Origin of the sequence: Accumulibacter sp. (assembly GCF_023806635.1) — a bacterium.
Lineage (GTDB): Bacteria > Pseudomonadota > Gammaproteobacteria > Burkholderiales > Rhodocyclaceae > Accumulibacter.
The window spans coordinates 24299-38535 of the sequence record NZ_JAMTDQ010000097.1 but is presented as its reverse complement, the minus strand read 5'-3'; the positions used below and the strand labels follow the sequence as shown (position 1 = coordinate 38535).

16 protein-coding genes are annotated in these 14237 nt (G+C 68.6%); 4 read left to right on the top strand and 12 right to left on the bottom strand.

What is annotated here, in order from left to right; all coding sequences use genetic code 11:
- Nucleotides 1-139: 139 nt before the first annotated feature.
- Nucleotides 140-490 carry a YkgJ family cysteine cluster protein gene (locus NFW30_RS17090; RefSeq protein ID WP_295358097.1) on the bottom strand — a complete coding sequence of 117 codons (351 nt, stop codon included), beginning with the start codon at nt 488-490 and terminating at the stop codon, nt 140-142.
- A gap of 95 nt (nt 491-585) precedes the next feature.
- Nucleotides 586-1755, bottom strand: coding sequence for a PQQ-dependent sugar dehydrogenase (locus NFW30_RS17085; protein ID WP_295358059.1), 1170 nt, complete (start codon nt 1753-1755; stop codon nt 586-588).
- A 206-nt stretch (nt 1756-1961) separates the two neighbouring features.
- Between NFW30_RS17085 and NFW30_RS17080 the strand changes: the two genes are divergently transcribed.
- Both NFW30_RS17080 and NFW30_RS17075 read left to right on the top strand, forming a co-directional pair.
- On the top strand, nt 1962-2477 hold the full coding sequence (locus tag NFW30_RS17080) for a dual specificity protein phosphatase family protein (RefSeq protein ID WP_295358057.1): 516 nt from the start codon (nt 1962-1964) through the stop codon (nt 2475-2477).
- A 61-nt stretch (nt 2478-2538) separates the two neighbouring features.
- Complete coding sequence (locus NFW30_RS17075) at nt 2539-2841, top strand: DUF2502 domain-containing protein (RefSeq protein ID WP_295358055.1); 303 nt, start codon at nt 2539-2541, stop codon at nt 2839-2841.
- 126 nt (nt 2842-2967) lie between these two features.
- On the opposite strand, the gene NFW30_RS17070 is transcribed toward NFW30_RS17075, so the two are convergent.
- From NFW30_RS17070 to NFW30_RS17025, 10 genes are all read right to left on the bottom strand, one after another.
- Nucleotides 2968-3417, bottom strand: a complete 450-nt coding sequence (locus NFW30_RS17070; RefSeq protein ID WP_295358053.1) for a hemerythrin family protein — start codon at nt 3415-3417, stop codon at nt 2968-2970.
- A 184-nt stretch (nt 3418-3601) separates the two neighbouring features.
- Nucleotides 3602-4345, bottom strand: coding sequence for an SLC13 family permease (locus tag NFW30_RS17065; protein ID WP_295358051.1), 744 nt, complete (start codon nt 4343-4345; stop codon nt 3602-3604).
- 78 nt (nt 4346-4423) lie between these two features.
- Nucleotides 4424-4963: an SRPBCC family protein gene (locus tag NFW30_RS17060; protein WP_295358049.1), complete on the bottom strand. Its 540-nt coding sequence runs from the start codon at nt 4961-4963 to the stop codon at nt 4424-4426.
- Entirely contained in the window at nt 4960-5802 is an 843-nt protein-coding gene (locus tag NFW30_RS17055; protein ID WP_295358047.1) for a cupin domain-containing protein, read from the bottom strand. Before NFW30_RS17055 ends, NFW30_RS17060 begins: the two co-directional genes overlap by 4 nt.
- Nucleotides 5799-6461, bottom strand: coding sequence for a sigma-70 family RNA polymerase sigma factor (locus NFW30_RS17050; protein ID WP_295358046.1), 663 nt, complete (start codon nt 6459-6461; stop codon nt 5799-5801). Before NFW30_RS17050 ends, NFW30_RS17055 begins: the two co-directional genes overlap by 4 nt.
- A gap of 325 nt (nt 6462-6786) precedes the next feature.
- Nucleotides 6787-7461 carry a potassium channel family protein gene (locus NFW30_RS17045; protein ID WP_295358044.1) on the bottom strand — a complete coding sequence of 225 codons (675 nt, stop codon included), beginning with the start codon at nt 7459-7461 and terminating at the stop codon, nt 6787-6789.
- 422 nt (nt 7462-7883) lie between these two features.
- Nucleotides 7884-8621, bottom strand: coding sequence for a hypothetical protein (locus NFW30_RS17040; protein ID WP_295358043.1), 738 nt, complete (start codon nt 8619-8621; stop codon nt 7884-7886).
- Nucleotides 8618-9418, bottom strand: coding sequence for a hypothetical protein (locus tag NFW30_RS17035; protein ID WP_295358041.1), 801 nt, complete (start codon nt 9416-9418; stop codon nt 8618-8620). The genes NFW30_RS17040 and NFW30_RS17035 overlap by 4 nt, the downstream gene beginning before the upstream one ends.
- Nucleotides 9419-9604: 186 nt before the next feature.
- Nucleotides 9605-10054: a hypothetical protein gene (locus tag NFW30_RS17030; RefSeq protein ID WP_295358039.1), complete on the bottom strand. Its 450-nt coding sequence runs from the start codon at nt 10052-10054 to the stop codon at nt 9605-9607.
- 27 nt (nt 10055-10081) lie between these two features.
- Nucleotides 10082-11020 (bottom strand): hypothetical protein, encoded by a 939-nt coding sequence (locus NFW30_RS17025; protein ID WP_295358037.1) that lies wholly within the window; start codon nt 11018-11020, stop codon nt 10082-10084.
- Between the two features lie 200 nt (nt 11021-11220).
- Here NFW30_RS17025 and NFW30_RS17020 point away from each other — a divergent pair, with 200 nt between their 5' ends.
- Both NFW30_RS17020 and NFW30_RS17015 read left to right on the top strand, forming a co-directional pair.
- A complete protein-coding gene (locus NFW30_RS17020; RefSeq protein WP_295358036.1) occupies nt 11221-12618 on the top strand; it encodes an aspartate ammonia-lyase in 1398 nt (465 codons plus the stop codon).
- 102 nt (nt 12619-12720) lie between these two features.
- Nucleotides 12721-14046, top strand: a complete 1326-nt coding sequence (locus tag NFW30_RS17015; protein ID WP_295372371.1) for an anaerobic C4-dicarboxylate transporter — start codon at nt 12721-12723, stop codon at nt 14044-14046.
- Nucleotides 14047-14237 lie beyond the last annotated feature (191 nt).

Sequence of the window (14237 nt, the reverse complement as noted above, 5' to 3'; positions counted from 1 at the left end):
CGCCGCGGCTTGCCGGCTCGTGGTCGTCCTCGTCCGCTCCGCAGTATAGGACGCCGCCGGGGCATTCGCCATCACTCGCCGTCGCGCGGCGGCTGGGTGGCCAGCAGGTGGCGCTGCCGTCCGGGCGCGACGCCGCTGCTCAGCGGATTTCGGCGAGCGGCGGCAGACCGTGGCCCCGGCGGGCGCGTTGGCAGCGGTCATCGCCAACCTGCACTTCGTGGCAGGGCGACGGGCGCTGCGGGTAGATGGTGCAGCATGCGCGACTGCCGATCTCGCCGTGCAACGCCCGGCAGCGGGGCTGGGCGGACTGGGTGCCGGCGAGGCAGGCATGCCAGGGCGTGATCTGTTCGACCAGTTCGTCGGGGAGGGCGAGGACTTCAGCCTCGGCCCAGTAGAAGGAGACGCGGTAGGAGGCGCAGCAGGCGCCGCAGCGGCGGCAGTCGAAGCTGCCGCTGGTCGGCGTCGCGGCAGGATCCGTTCGGTCCGCGATCGCCGTCGCGCCGGCGCCGGATCGCCGGCCTTTGTCGGCGGCGAGCGGCGCTGCCGAGGCGGGATGCGCGCACCGCGAATCGCCCGGCGGGTTCATCAGGGCAGCGGCTCGAGGCGCGCGAGGACGCCGCGCGCACTGTCGGTGAGGATGTAGATGAAACCGTCGGGCCCGCTGCGCACATCGCGGATGCGGCCGATGGCGTTCTTCAGCAGCGGCTCCTGGTGCACGACGCGCAGCCCGTCGAGCTGCAGGCGCAGCAGCATCTGCTCGCGCAGCGCGCCGACGAAGAGGTTGCCGCGCCAGTGCGGGAAGCGCTCGCCGCTGTAGAAAGCCATTCCCGAGGGAGCGATCGACGGCGTCCATTGATGCAGCGGCTGCTCCATTCCGGGTTTGGCCGTCCCCTCCCCGATCGGCGTTCCGCTGCCGTAGTTCCGGCCGTAGGTGATGACCGGCCAGCCGTAGTTGCTGCCGGCGCGGATCAGGTTGATTTCGTCGCCTCCCTGCGGCCCGTGCTCGTGTACCCACAGTTCGCCGCTGTCGGGATGCAGCGCGGCGCCCTGGATGTTGCGGTTGCCGACCGTGAACTTCTCGGGCAGCGCGCCAGGTCGGGCGACGAAAGGATTGTCCTGCGGCACGCGGCCGTCGTCGTGCAGGCGGATGACCGAGCCGGCGTGGTCGTCGAGCCGCTGCGCCCGCTGCATGTCGCCGCGATCGCCGAGCGTGATGAAGAGGAAACCTTGCCGGTCGAAGACGAGGCGCGAGCCGAAATGCTGTCCGCCGCCCGACTTGGGGCGCATGCGGAAGAGGATCCGCACGTCGTGCAGCGCCGTGCCCTGCAGGCGGCCGCGCAGGACCTCGGTACCGTAGCCGCCCGGCCCCTCGCCGACGTAGGAGAGGTAGACCCAGCCGTTGTCGCGGAAGCGGGGATGCAGCGCGACGTCGAGCAGCCCGCCCTGGCCGAACGCCGCCACGGGCGGCAGGCCGCGAACGGGCTCGGCGTCGAGCCTGCCGCTGCCGTCGATCAGCCGCAGGCGCCCGGGACGCTCGCTGACCAGCATCCGGCCGTCGGGCAGGAAGGCGAGTCCCCACGGATGTTCGAGCCCCTCGCTGACGATGCGCAGCCGGAAACGCTGCAACTCGCTGGCGAACACCTGCTCCCCTGCAGCGAGGGGCCAGGTCGAGGCGAACAGCAGGAGCAAGGCTGCCAGCAGCTGCGCCCGGCAGGCGATCGGCCGCGGATTCCGCGCCAGGAAACATGCGTTCATCTGTCCTCACTCGCGAAAGCGGTGGCGGTGCCGCGCCGGCCACGCCTGCGGGCAGGTCGCCAAGTATCCGGCAGTCGGCGCGGCGCTTCAAGTCCGGTAGAATCCGCGAATCGGCAGCGGCTCGGTGGGTGATCGATCCATGCCGCCTTCCTCCGCCACCGCCTCGCGGGCGGTCCGGTTTCCAACCCTCATCGACGACCCACACCATGAACACTCATCCCTCCGACCTGTTGCCCCTGAGCCAGGGCGGCGCCGGCTTCATCCTCACCCCATGTCCGGGAACCCGCGGCGTCGATGCTGCGGACGCAGTCGAGCAACTGCAGGCTGCCGGCGCTGCAGCCGTACTGACGCTGATGCCGAGCGACGAAATGGCGAGCAACGGGGTGAGCACACTCGGCGACCTGTGCGCAAAGCGTGGGCTGCGATGGTTTCACCTGCCCATCGAGGACGATCATGCGCCCACGGCGGATTTCGCCGCCGCCTGGCAGGCGCAGCGGGAGGCCGTGCACCGGTTGCTCGACGACGGCAAGCGGGTCGCCATTCATTGCAAGGGTGGCTCGGGGCGCACCGGGCTGATGGCGGCCCAGATCCTGCTCGAACGGGGCTGGTCGAAGGATGCTGCCGTCGCTGCCGTCAAGGCCGTCCGGCCCAACGCGTTGAGCCTGCCGGCGCACCAGGACTACCTCGCGCAGCTGGCGGCCGTCAACCGCTCGCAACCCTGATCGCGGCTCCTGCAACGGCGCGCATGATGCCGCCCACCCTGATTCGATGGAGAATGCCTGGATGAGAAGGATCCTGTGTTGTGCGATGCTGGCGGTCCTGCCCGTCATGGCCCCGGCGGCGGACGTCCAGATCAACGTCGGTAGCGTGGAGATCCAGACCGGCGGCGCGACGATCCGTTTTGGTGACCGCGACCGGCGCGGCTATTACTGGGATGGCAAGCAGTGGCGGGACCCGGTCTATTGGCAAAAGCACCACGGCAAGGGGCAAGCGCAGGGGCAGGGGCAGGGGCAGGGGGTTCACTGCCCTCCGGGTCAGGCGAAGAAGGGCAACTGTTCGCCGCCGCCAGCAACGCCCTACCGCTGAGCGCGGCAACGGAACTCCCCGTGCCGGCGTCCGGCTTGCTGGAGCTTCGGGGTCACGCGGCAGGGGGAGTCGGGGATGCCTGTGGCGAATGTGGCTCACCAGCCGTTGTCAGGCGGCGCGGCGGACTCAGGCGCAGGCCTGCAGGTCACCGCCTTGCCAGAAGCCGGGCGACGGCATGAAGTTCGATGACTGCAGGTTGTTGATGAACAGGCGGTCGTCTTCGCTGATGTGACGCTCGAACCAGTACTCGCAGTAGCGCAGGAACGAGTGTGCGTCCCGCGCGCCTCGAATCACCTCCACCAGTGCCCGGCGGAGCAGACGCAGCGTGTCCTCGTGGATGCGAGCATGGTCGACGAAATCGAGTCCGGCTTCCTCAGCCAGCCGCTCTTCGGTGGCGAAGTGCATCGTGAAGTAGTCGAGGAGCGCCTGGAACTCGGCAACCGGCACGTGACTGCTCTCGAAACAGGCCGTCTTGAGGGACTCGATGCGGCAAAAAATCTCCTCATGCTGGGCGTCGATTTCCGGCAGATCGACCACCAACTGCTCGGGCAGCAACCCCGGAAGGCAGATTTTCATGACATGTCTCCTGTCTGAATTTCTTCGAATGCCGTTCTTGTCTTGCCAGTATAGGAAGAAGACCGGGAAAAGGCTAGGGGAATCAAGTTAATTCAGCCAAATAGTGCCGCAATTGCCGTCGTTTTCGCTGCCGGCGGCGCGCCAGCCGCAGCGAGTCGCCGCACCCCGGCCCTGCCGCTGCAGGCTACCCACGGTATCGGTGGCCGGCTCTGGCCGTCACTGGCGCAGGAACAGCCAGGCGCCGGCGAGGCTGGCGACGACACCGAGGAAGGGCAGAGACCAGACGTGAAAGATCGACCAGGCCTGTCTCTCGCCGAGCAGGCGGAGGGCTGATGTCTTCATGCGCGTCGATGCGGTGCGCGGGAAAGGCGAGCAGGGTGAGCAGCACCAGGGTACCGAGCAGGATCGCCGCCAGTGGCAGCATTTCGCCGACGAAGGTGGCGAACGAGACGCCCGAGCGATGCCAGAGGAAGAGATTCTGCGGATTGCCGATCGGTGTCAGCACCGAGCCGGCATTGACCGCCAGGGCTTCGAAGATCACCAGGCGGGCAGTCGGCAGGGCGGCCATGCCGTGCAGGCCGAGAGTCAGCGGCACGACGACGAACAGCGCGATGTCATTGGTCAACACGCTGGCGAGCGCCGCCGCGACGACGACCAGCAGCAGGGCGAGGTGCCGCTCGCTCCGCATGCGGGTGATCCGGTGGAAGGCGAGGTGTTGCAGGAAACCGCTCTCCTCGAGACCGGTGGTCAGCAGGAGCAGGCCGGCGAGGGCTGCGATCGTCGGCCAGTCGACGAGCCGCGGGTAGCTGGCGACGGCTGCCGGGTCGAGCACGCTGAGCCCGACGCAAAGCAGGACGAGAATCAGCAACAGGACATCGCGCTGCAGGCGGGCAGCAATCTCGATCGGAATCAGCAGCAGGCGGCGCATCGGTGGCTTTCGCGGAGGGCAGCGGATTGTACGGCAGCGACCGCCAGCGCGGCAGCGCGACGCCTGCCGGCGAGCCGCTCAGGGCGTGCCAGATTCGTCGGTGAGGCGATTGATCGCCGACCACTCCTCGCGTTGCGACAGATGGCAGCCGAGCTGCCGCGCCATGCCGACCGCACCGCTCGCCATCAGCGCGAAGTGGCGGCGGGCAAAGACGCCCCGCAGCAGTGGCGCCAGCAGGCGCATCCACGGCCGGCGGAGTTCGACGTCCCAGCGGTAGGTCAGGCGCACGGCGTGCGGTCCGTCGGCCTCGATCAGCCACAGGCCGATGCCCTGCAGGTCGCCGCTGGCAGTCGCCTCGAGTTCGCGTGCGCGCGCGACGCGCGTCGTGCGCATCACGAGCTGCAGCCGGTAGCCGAGACCACTGCACCAGACGAAGGCATGACGCGCACCGATGCCCTCGCCGTCGCCGCCGGCAAGTTCATCGACGCGCAGCAGGCCGGGCCACCAGGCGGGCCACTGCGTCGGTCGCGCCAACACTTGCCAGAGCCGCTCGGCTCTCGTCTCGAGACGCCAGCGACTGATCATGACGAAGCGCTGGCCGATCCCCCTCCGGCTCACGCTACGATGGCGTGACCACGGACGAAGGCGACAGCGCCATGCTCACTGCTGAGCTCGCCGTGCGTGCTGCCTGCCGGCGCGAGATGGAACTCGCCGGCCCGCACCAGGATGTCGCCAAAGTACGCGTCGCCAGCGAGCAGCATCCACTCCTCCTCGTGCGCGTGGCCATGTGCCGGCAGGCGGCTGCCCGCTGCCAGGCGGTAGAAGCGCGAAACGACGTCGCCGGCTCGCCAGAGGATCTTCTCTTCGACGCCGTCGGCGATCGTCTGCCAGTCGTCGTCGGCAGCGTGGACGGTGCGGGTCGCGGGCCCGGCGCCGGGCAGCAGCCCGCCGATGAGTTCGCCGAGGGCGGCCCGGGTGTGGCCGAGCGAACTGCCGCGCAGGTATGCCAGCCCGCCCGAGCGCGATGAGATGCGGCCGTGGCGGCTGCCCGGTGGCGAGACGTGGTAGTCGCCCGGAACCAGGTTCAGGTCGCCGAGTTGCAGCGAGCCGCGCAGCACGATGCCTTCCTCGAGATGCTGGTGGCGGTGCACCGGCAGGACCGCGCCGGCAGCCAGTTCGATCAACACCGAAGCACCGTCGGCGCCGGTGTGCAGCAGCTTGCTGCGCACCCCCTTGATGAGCTTGCGCCAGGTGCCTTCGCCGGTGCGAACGGTGATCAGGCCGGCGTGGCGGCGGGCGCTGTCGCCGACACGCTGCAGCAGGCGGCTGCGCAGGCCAGTGGCAGCGCCGGGGGGGAGGGCGATGGGCGCCAGTCCGTCACAGATCATTCTTTGCAGCGCCTCCTGTTCGTCATTTTCGGCGGCGGTGGTGCCGAGCTGGGTGGGCGGGCTGTTCATGGCGTCACCATCGGAAAGCGGGAGTCATCGGTGCCGAGCAGATCGCGCAGGCGGAGCAGGGCGCGGCGGATGTGCGACTTGACCGTGCCGAGCGGCATGCTCATCTGACTGGCGATCTCCTCGTGCGACAGGCCGCGGAAGAACGCCAGCGCCAGCAACTGTCGCGGTACGGCATCGAGCGTGCCGAGCGCGGCGTGCAAGCGGTGCTGCTGTTGCACCGCCAGCAGCAGATCCTGCGGGTCGCCGTCGCCGGCGACGGCCGCCAGCCGCTCCTCGTCAAGCACTTCGGTCGGTTCGCAGCGGCGCACGGCATCGAGCGCGCGACTGCGGGCGATCGTCAGCACCCACGCGGCGACGCTGCCGCGCAGTGGGTCGAAACGCGGTGCCTGCCGCCAGACCTGCCAGAAGGTATCCTCGGTGACCTCCTCGGCGGTCTGCACCTGGCGCACGATGCGCAGCGCAAGGCCATAGACGCGGCCGGCGAGCGCGTCGTAAAGCTCGGCCAGTGCCTGCTCGTCCTGGCGGACGACGCGGGCCACCGCAGCCAGCAGGCGGGAATCGTCGGCCGCCAGCGGCGGCGGGCCGCCAGCGGCGGCGGTCGCCGCTGGCGCCTCGCTGGCGGCGGGTGGCTCGGCGGCCAGGTTGTCGGTGTAGTCCATCGGCTGCTCACTCCGTCGTGCTCGCCAGCTGCATTCTGCCGGATGCCGCCAGCCGGGCCAAGGGGCGCGCGCTGCGCGCCTGGCGTCCAGGTGGTGGCCGTTGCGGCGGCTCGTGGCGACCGGTCTGCAGCCGCCTGTCCTGGATACGCACGCCCGGCGAAACTGGATGCAAGGCCAGGCTCAAGACCTTCGCCTGCCGCGGCTGCGGCGTCGCTTGACGAGGAAGGATGGGGGGGCGCGCGAGCGCACCAGGGCGAGCCCCAGAGTGCCTGCCCAGCGGGCCTTCAGCCACCGTTCCCGCAATTCGTCCGGCCCATACGGATGATCAACGCGGGCTGGAAGCCAGCCCGACCATGCGGGCGATGACGATGGCCGGGAACATGACGCCCAGTGTGGACAGGAAAACGGCCAGCATCCTGGCTGAAGTGCTGAGGGCATAGATATCGCCGTAGCCGACGGTCGTCAGTGAAGCCAGGCTGAAATAGATGAAGTGAGCGTAGTCATGGTCGGTGCCAGTGAGCACGACATTGCCGCCCAGGGACACGCCGGTGGCGGCATGAATGACTTCCAGCGTCAGCGCTCCCATGAGTGCCAGCAAGAGGTACACATTGACCGCTCCGACAATCCGGTAGGCGTTGACGATCTGGTCGCGAAAGAGAAGCTGCAGGTTGATGAAGATGAAGACCAGGGTATTGGCGATGCCGATCAGATTCTCCAGGACGAAGAATGAATACGGGTTCTCTCCGAAACGGATGATTCGCAGGGCCAGGTGAATGCCGAACAGAACCGAGGACACGGTGATGAGTCCCATGCTGCGTGTCGAGAAGATTCCCGAGAAGAAGACGCTGAGCAGGAGTATGTTGAACAGCCGTACTCCATGACCACTGTGTGCCATGATGATCGGAAGTACGAACACTGCCGTGAGGAGCATGATCAGCAGGGTGACGAAGCTGGCGTCCGCCAGCCAGTAAGACTGGAGATTCCGGATCAGATTTCGCATGGCGTCTGGGTGCTGGAGTCCTGGGCAAGCGGGTCGGGCGAGCACATCGCGAAGCAGTCGCACGGCGGCCGATCGTCGGCTGCGGCACGAGCGGATCATCGCCAGGGGCGACCGGGCGCCGCCGCTCGAAGGGTCGGCAACCCGGCCGAACCACGACGAGTATAGGAGTGCGCGTGAAGCAGCGTCAATCCTCACTTTCCTGCAAGGGCTCCTGAAAGGCCCCCTTGCTTCCGGGGCTCAGTGCTGGCGGAGGATGGGGACGGCGTCGGCAGCCAGGATGTCCGCCGGAACATCGAGGCTGTCATGCAGCCTGCGGATCGAGGCCAGGATCCGGAGATGCCTGCGCTTCAGGGCTGAGGCTTTGCCCGCGACCGCGATCTGCTGCCACGGCGGTCCGGCAGCCGCCGTGGCCTGGTGTATCGTCAAGGTCTGACGCGCCGGTACCGGGCCGGCCTGGTCTGGTCCGTTTCCAGCACGACCAGGTGATCGGCGTCCACCGTCCTGAGCGTCATCAGCATTGCGCTGCCATCCGCTTCGCCGGGCAGCAGCAGCCGCAGTTCGCACGCCTGCAGCCGCCAGCGGCCGTCAACGAATTCGGGGCGGCCGTGCAGCCAGGTATCGAAGCGGCCCTGGTTCGGGCTGCTGCCCGCCGCGAAGGCGATTTCCTCGAACGAACCGGCGCCGGAGGTCTGCCGCCAGGCGCCGACCAGTCGCTGCCCCAGACCGGCGCAGGTTTCGCCGCGGCATTGCCGGGCGTGCAGTTCGGCGATGCGGGCGCGGTAGGCCGGGGCCAGACAGGCGACGTCGCGACAGACGTTGCGCACCTCCTGCAGCCACCGCTGTTGCTCGATCCTCAGGCCGCCGGCCGGGCAGCGCTTGCCGGCGTCGCGGTAGGCCGCCGCAAGCTGCTCGTCGAGAGCGCTTGCCACGGGATCCTGACAGATCGTCCTTTCCAGTGGCGTATCGGCCCTGCCGCAGTCGAAGCCAGCGGCCTGGGCAACGATGCTGCCGCCGCTGACGATCAGCGCCAGCAGCATCGGCGGCAACCAGCGCGCCGGAATCATCGGCGGAAGCGCGCTGCGGGCGCCCGTTTCATCATGTCGGACCGGCGTCAACTGGCGGTACCTGTCCGGGACTGTCATGGCTGGATTGACCGTCACGGCTGCATGTCCTTGCGCATCAGTTGCCGCAGCGTGACCCCGTCGCCGTAGTCGATGTCGGTGATGCGCCAGCCGGCCCCGTCGCGGCGTTGCAGTCGATACGCCAACCGGTGCTGACGGCCAGCTCCGACGTCGACCAGGACCAGCTGCGTGGCCTGCTCGCCGCGCCGCGCGAGTTCGCCCAGCGTCAGCGACAGCGGTGGTTCCTGCGTGTCGGTGAACGGATCGCCGTCGAGGTAGGGTGCTTCGTCCGGACGCGGCGGTCGCGCAAACCAGCGCCTGAAAGCCTGGCTGAGCGACGGCGCGAGCCAGGCATGCAGGCGCGACACCCGTGCGGCGTCGAAGGCGCTGCCCTGTTCGGACAGGTGCTGCAGCAGCAGCTCGCGCACCGGTGCCTGCGCGTCACCCGCAGCGGCGCGGTGACGGAGCACGAGCACCCGGCCGTCGAGTGCGGTGAGCAGCCGCTCGGCTGCCGCGCGGTGCAGGTCGAAGCTGCCATTGGCGCACTCCAGCCGCAGCGTGGTCGTATCGGGGCGGGAGAAACCCAGCGCGGCGGCCTGCTGCTGTGCCCGCACGGCGTCGTCGGCCTGCCACGCGCCCTGGAAAAGGCCCTGGGCAGGGAGCAGCAGAATCTGCTGTCGCGCCTGCGGGCAGGCCAGCGGTTGCGGGCCGCGCAGCCCGCTGGCATCAAGCCGCCAGCGCGTGCCGGCGGGCCACGGTGGCGGCGCCAGGCTCGCGCCGGCAGCGAGCGGCCGGCTGTCAACCAGCGTCAGGGTGGCGCCGGATGCGGCCGGCAAGGCCGCGAGAGCCAGCGCGAACGCACCCAGGCATCGGCGGGCCCTGCCGGGTCGGATAGTGCTGCGGCAGGGCAGGGGGCTGGCGGTTGACGGGTGGTCAGGCATGGTTGAACCCAGGTCTCGGGGTGGGTGCGACCGCGTGCGCACCGCCTGCCGGCATTCCGGCTGACGACGAGCGCCGGGTGTTCACGGCCGGAACAGGGGAAACGGCGTCTTCCAGGCCGAGCGCGTGTCAGGCACCTGAAGCCACAGCGAGGTGATCTCCGTCTGGATGCGCTCTCCCCAGCCGTCGTCCAGCAGGTCCTGGCGGATCGCCCCTTCGTCTGGCCACTTTTGCAGGAACTGGCCAAGATCGGTGGCAAAGCGGGTGCCCGCTGCAATCTGCGGCGAAAGCCTGGCCAGATCTTCGCGGTAGGCGGCCAGTCGCTGCGCTGTGCTGTCGGCTGCGGCGGCGCGGGCAACCGCCGACATGCCGCCGCGCCTGAACTGCAGATCACGGTACTGCTGCCCGAGCTCCTTCATGCTGCCGAGCAGGGCGCCGGCCCGCTCTGGCAGGTCGCGCGGGCCGTCGCCGGCCGCTGCCGGCGCTGACGCGAACACCCAGGCCAGGCCCAGGGCCCGCAGAAGTGCAGCCATCCCATGCTTCATCCGATACTCCTCGCTTCAAGTCGTCTGTGGTCGATGGCGTGGTGTGTCGGCGCGTGCACGTTGCGGATGGACGAACCACAACGACGTGCCGCAGTGCGCGCAATACAGGCGGGCCAGTTGCTCGGGGGTGCCGCGCTCATCGGGGCGGACCGGCTCTTCGGGCTGTACACCGTCGGGCAGCGGCGCCAGGGACGCAAGTTCCAGAACCGCCTGAACCTGCACATCGCGCCCGCCCAGCGGGCGCACTGCCAGGCCGGCGCGCGTCAGCTCTTGCGCGAGCGGCTGCAGATGCAGACAACACGCATCACCGGCTGCCCGAGGCGGCGGCGCTGGCACGACAGCGGTGGCCGTCTGTACCACGGGATCTGCCCGTCGGGCGGCCACGCGACGGCAGCGTGCCCGCGCCAGCGACCAGCCCAGTCCGACGAGCACCGCCAGCGCCGGCCAGAAGAGCCACAGAATCGGTGTCGGCGTGCTCCCACCGGCCAGCCGAAAGCCCGCGCCCAAAGCCACCACCATTGCCGCGCCGACCGCGGCGATCACCTGCAACAGCGCCATCCGCGGCGACGGCAGCACGGCGTTCGCGCGCGACCGGCGAACGGTTCCAGTTGCGGCCAGGGACGCCGCCCGCGCCGCGGGTGCCGGCGGCTGGGCCGGCGCAGCGCCCGCAGTGCGGCCGCGCAACGACGCCGACACGACGAAGCCCACCGTCGCAGCCGCCACCAGCGGCAACCCGACCGTCAACAACGCCATCAGGCCCAGCCCGGCGACCCATCCCAGCGTGCTGCTGCCCAAGCCACCAGCCAGCAACAGGGCAACCACCGGCAACAGCGTCAGGGCAAGCAGCAGCAAGCCCGCCTGCCGTCGGCGCGCTGGCGCCTGCCTCTGCAGCCAGGCTCCCGCAAGTGTGCCGGCAATCACCAGCAGCGAGAGCAGAAACAGCGTGTCAAGCATGGCAGCACTCCGCGGGGATGCAGTGTTCGCTGCGGCCAGGGACGCATCCCCAGGGCAGCCCCGTTCCGGGAAGAAGAAGAAGGATGGTCGGGCGAAGGGGGCTTCCACGCCCGGGCGGCCGCCTTTCGCCAGGCCCGGGCGGTAGACTAGAATGAACGAGTCGCATCGACAACCAGCCCGATCAAGTGAAAGGAGTCGCCATGGCACGAATCGAGAGAGATTTTCTGGGCGAGAAGGAACTGCCGGACGGCGCCTACTACGGCGTGCAGACGCTGCGTGGCAAGCAGAACTTCCACATCACCGGTATTCCGATGTCGGCCGAGCCGTATTTCGTCAAGGCTTTCGGCTACGTCAAGAAGGCGGCGGCGCTGGCCAACCGCGACCTCGGCGTGCTCGATGCGCGTCTCGCCAATGCCATTGCCGGCGCCTGCGACCGGCTGATCGCCGGCGAGCTGGCTGAGCAGTTCGTCACCGATTTCATCCAGGGCGGCGCCGGCACCTCGACCAACATGAATGCCAACGAGGTGATCGCCAATCTGGCGCTGGAGAGCCTGGGGCATCGCAAGGGCGAGTACCAGTACCTCAACCCGAATGATCACGTCAACTATGGACAGTCGACCAACGACGTCTATCCGACGGCCTTCCGCCTGGCGCTGATCCTGCGCCTGGCGAGCTACATGGACGCCCTGCGGCTGCTGCAGCAAGCGTTCCGCCGCAAGGCCGAAGAGTTCGACCGCGTGCTCAAGATGGGGCGGACACACCTGCAGGACGCCGTGCCGATGTCGCTCGGGCAGGAGTTCAATGGCTGGGCGACGACGATCGGCGAGGAAGTGAGCCGCCTCGCTGAGGTGCGCCAGTTGCTGCACGAGATCAACCTCGGGGCGACGGCGATCGGTACCTCGGTGACGGCGGCGCCCGGTTATCCGGAACTGGCAACGCGCCATCTGTCCGAGCTGACCGGGACCCGCTTCATCCTCGCCGGCGACCTCGTCGAGGCGACCTCCGATACCGGCGCCTACGTCCAGCTTTCGGGAGTGCTCAAGCGCACCGCCGCCAAGCTGACCAAGATCTGCAACGATATCCGCCTGCTCGCCTCGGGGCCGCGTTGCGGCCTGAACGAGATCAACCTGCCACAGATGCAGCCGGGCTCGTCGATCATGCCGGGCAAGGTCAATCCGGTGATCCCGGAGGTGGTGAACCAGACGAGCTTCCTGGTCATCGGCCTCGACCTGACGGTGACGCTGGCCGCGTCGGCCGGCCAGTTGCAGCTCAACGTGATGGAGCCGGTGATCACCTTCGCCCTGTTCACCTCGATCTTCACGATGGAGAACGCGGTCACCAGCCTGCGCGTGAACTGCGTCGACGGGATCACCGCCAACAGCGAGCGCACGCGGCAGATGGTGCTCAATTCGCTCGGCATCGTCACCGTGCTGAAACCGACCCTCGGTTACAAGCAGTGCGCGGAGATCGCCCGCGAGGGCTACGAAAGCGGCAAGTCGCTGCAGCAGATCGTCGTTGACGAACGCAAGCTGTTGACCCTGGAGCAGTGGGACGAGATCTTCTCCTTCGAGAACCTGATCAGTCCGCAAAGCGAGTGATTCCGGCGGTGGCGGCTGCGCGAGGCCGCCACCCCGGTGCCGCGGCATCGGCCGCGGCAGGCGCGATCGATGCCGCTGCGGCGGCACACTGGAGAACGGATCATGAGCATCGGCATTGCCCTGCAGTTCGTCGTCGTCCTCGCGGCGATCTGGATGGGGGCGCGTTACAGCGGCGTCGGACTTGGCCTCTGGGGGGCGGTCGGACTGCTGTTGCTGGTCGTCGGCTTCGGCGTCACGCCGACTTCGCCACCGATCGACGTCATGCTGATCATCCTCGCGGTGATCATGGCGGCGTCGGTGATGGACGCCGCTGGCGGTATCGACTACCTGGTGCGCGTCGCCGAGCGCATCATTCGTGCCAACCCGAAGTACGTCACCATCGTCGCGGCGCTGACGACCTGGAGCTTCACCTTCGTCGCCGGCACCGGACACATCGTCTATCCGCTGTTGCCGGTGATCTACGAAACTGCACACCAGAACGGCATTCGTCCGGAACGGCCGATGGCGATCGCGACCATCGCCTCGCAGCAGGCGATCACCGCCAGTCCGGTGGCGGCGGCAACCGCGGCGATGATCGGTCTCTTCGCCGAGAAGGGAATGAGCCAGTGGGGGTTGCCGCAGATCCTGATGATCTGCGTGCCGGCGACGCTGACCGGCGTCGTCGCGGCGGCGATCGTCTCGATGTTCGTCGGCAGGGATCTGCGCGACGACGCCGCGTATCAGGAGCGGCTGCGCAGAGGGCAGATCCCGGCGCCGCAGTCGGCTGGCGAACGGCCGCCGCTGAAGCCGGCGGCGAAGCTGTCCGCCTGCCTTTTCCTCGCCGGCGTCGCGCTGGTCGTCCTCTTCGGCTTCTTCCCCGAGTTGCGCCGCCTGCCGGGGGCGAAGAGCCCGCTCGGCATGCCGATCGTCATCGAGATCGTCATGATGGCGGTGGCGGCGATCATGCTGATGCTCACCCGGGTGAACGTCGATGAGGTGCCGAAGACCGCCACGCTGCGGGCCGGTGTCGTCGCCGTGATCGGCATCTTCGGGCTGGCCTGGCTCGGCGACAGCTTCATTGCCGCGCACAGGGACGTCATCGTGCCGGCGATCGGCCATTGGGCGGAAACGGCACCATGGACCTTCGCCTTCGGCCTGTTCTTCGCTTCCGTGCTGCTCTACAGCCAGGCGGCGACGACGCGTGCACTGATGCCGCTCGGCATCGCTCTCGGCATCCCGCCGCAGTTCCTGATCGCGATGTTCCCGTCGGTCAACGGCTATTTCTTCATCCCGACCTATGGTTCGCTGATCGCCGCGATCAACTTCGATCTCTCGGGGACGACAACGATCGGCAAGTACGTGCTCAACCACTCGTTCATGATCCCCGGCCTGGTCGCCACCAGCGTTGCCGTCAGCAGTGGCCTGCTGCTCGCTCGCCTGATGTTCTGATGCGCTCGCCACAGCAGCACGCGGCGCCGCCGATGGGTGAGGGAAAGATCGCTGCCACCCGTCGTTCCCTTGCGCGGCGGTGAAGGGGGGCCTGGCGACGGCTGCGGACAGCTGCTCGCTCACTCCGGGCCAGGCCGTTTGGTCTGCTCGCGACGACCCCTCTGCAGCCCGTCTGACGGGCTGATTGCCGC

Bases quoted from the DNA above. Each gene is read 5' to 3' on its own strand.
- NFW30_RS17085 (WP_295358059.1), bottom strand. From the start codon at position 1,755: ATGAACGCATGTTTCCTGGCGCGGAATCCGCGGCCGATCGCCTGCCGG.
- NFW30_RS17080 (WP_295358057.1), top strand. From the start codon at position 1,962: ATGAACACTCATCCCTCCGACCTGTTGCCCCTGAGCCAGGGCGGCGCC.
- NFW30_RS17075 (WP_295358055.1), top strand. From the start codon at position 2,539: ATGAGAAGGATCCTGTGTTGTGCGATGCTGGCGGTCCTGCCCGTCATG.
- NFW30_RS17070 (WP_295358053.1), bottom strand. From the start codon at position 3,417: ATGAAAATCTGCCTTCCGGGGTTGCTGCCCGAGCAGTTGGTGGTCGAT.
- NFW30_RS17065 (WP_295358051.1), bottom strand. From the start codon at position 4,345: ATGCGCCGCCTGCTGCTGATTCCGATCGAGATTGCTGCCCGCCTGCAG.
- NFW30_RS17055 (WP_295358047.1), bottom strand. From the start codon at position 5,802: ATGAACAGCCCGCCCACCCAGCTCGGCACCACCGCCGCCGAAAATGAC.
- NFW30_RS17050 (WP_295358046.1), bottom strand. From the start codon at position 6,461: ATGGACTACACCGACAACCTGGCCGCCGAGCCACCCGCCGCCAGCGAG.
- NFW30_RS17045 (WP_295358044.1), bottom strand. From the start codon at position 7,461: ATGCGAAATCTGATCCGGAATCTCCAGTCTTACTGGCTGGCGGACGCC.
- NFW30_RS17030 (WP_295358039.1), bottom strand. From the start codon at position 10,054: ATGGCTGCACTTCTGCGGGCCCTGGGCCTGGCCTGGGTGTTCGCGTCA.
- NFW30_RS17025 (WP_295358037.1), bottom strand. From the start codon at position 11,020: ATGCTTGACACGCTGTTTCTGCTCTCGCTGCTGGTGATTGCCGGCACA.
- NFW30_RS17020 (WP_295358036.1), top strand. From the start codon at position 11,221: ATGGCACGAATCGAGAGAGATTTTCTGGGCGAGAAGGAACTGCCGGAC.
- NFW30_RS17015 (WP_295372371.1), top strand. From the start codon at position 12,721: ATGAGCATCGGCATTGCCCTGCAGTTCGTCGTCGTCCTCGCGGCGATC.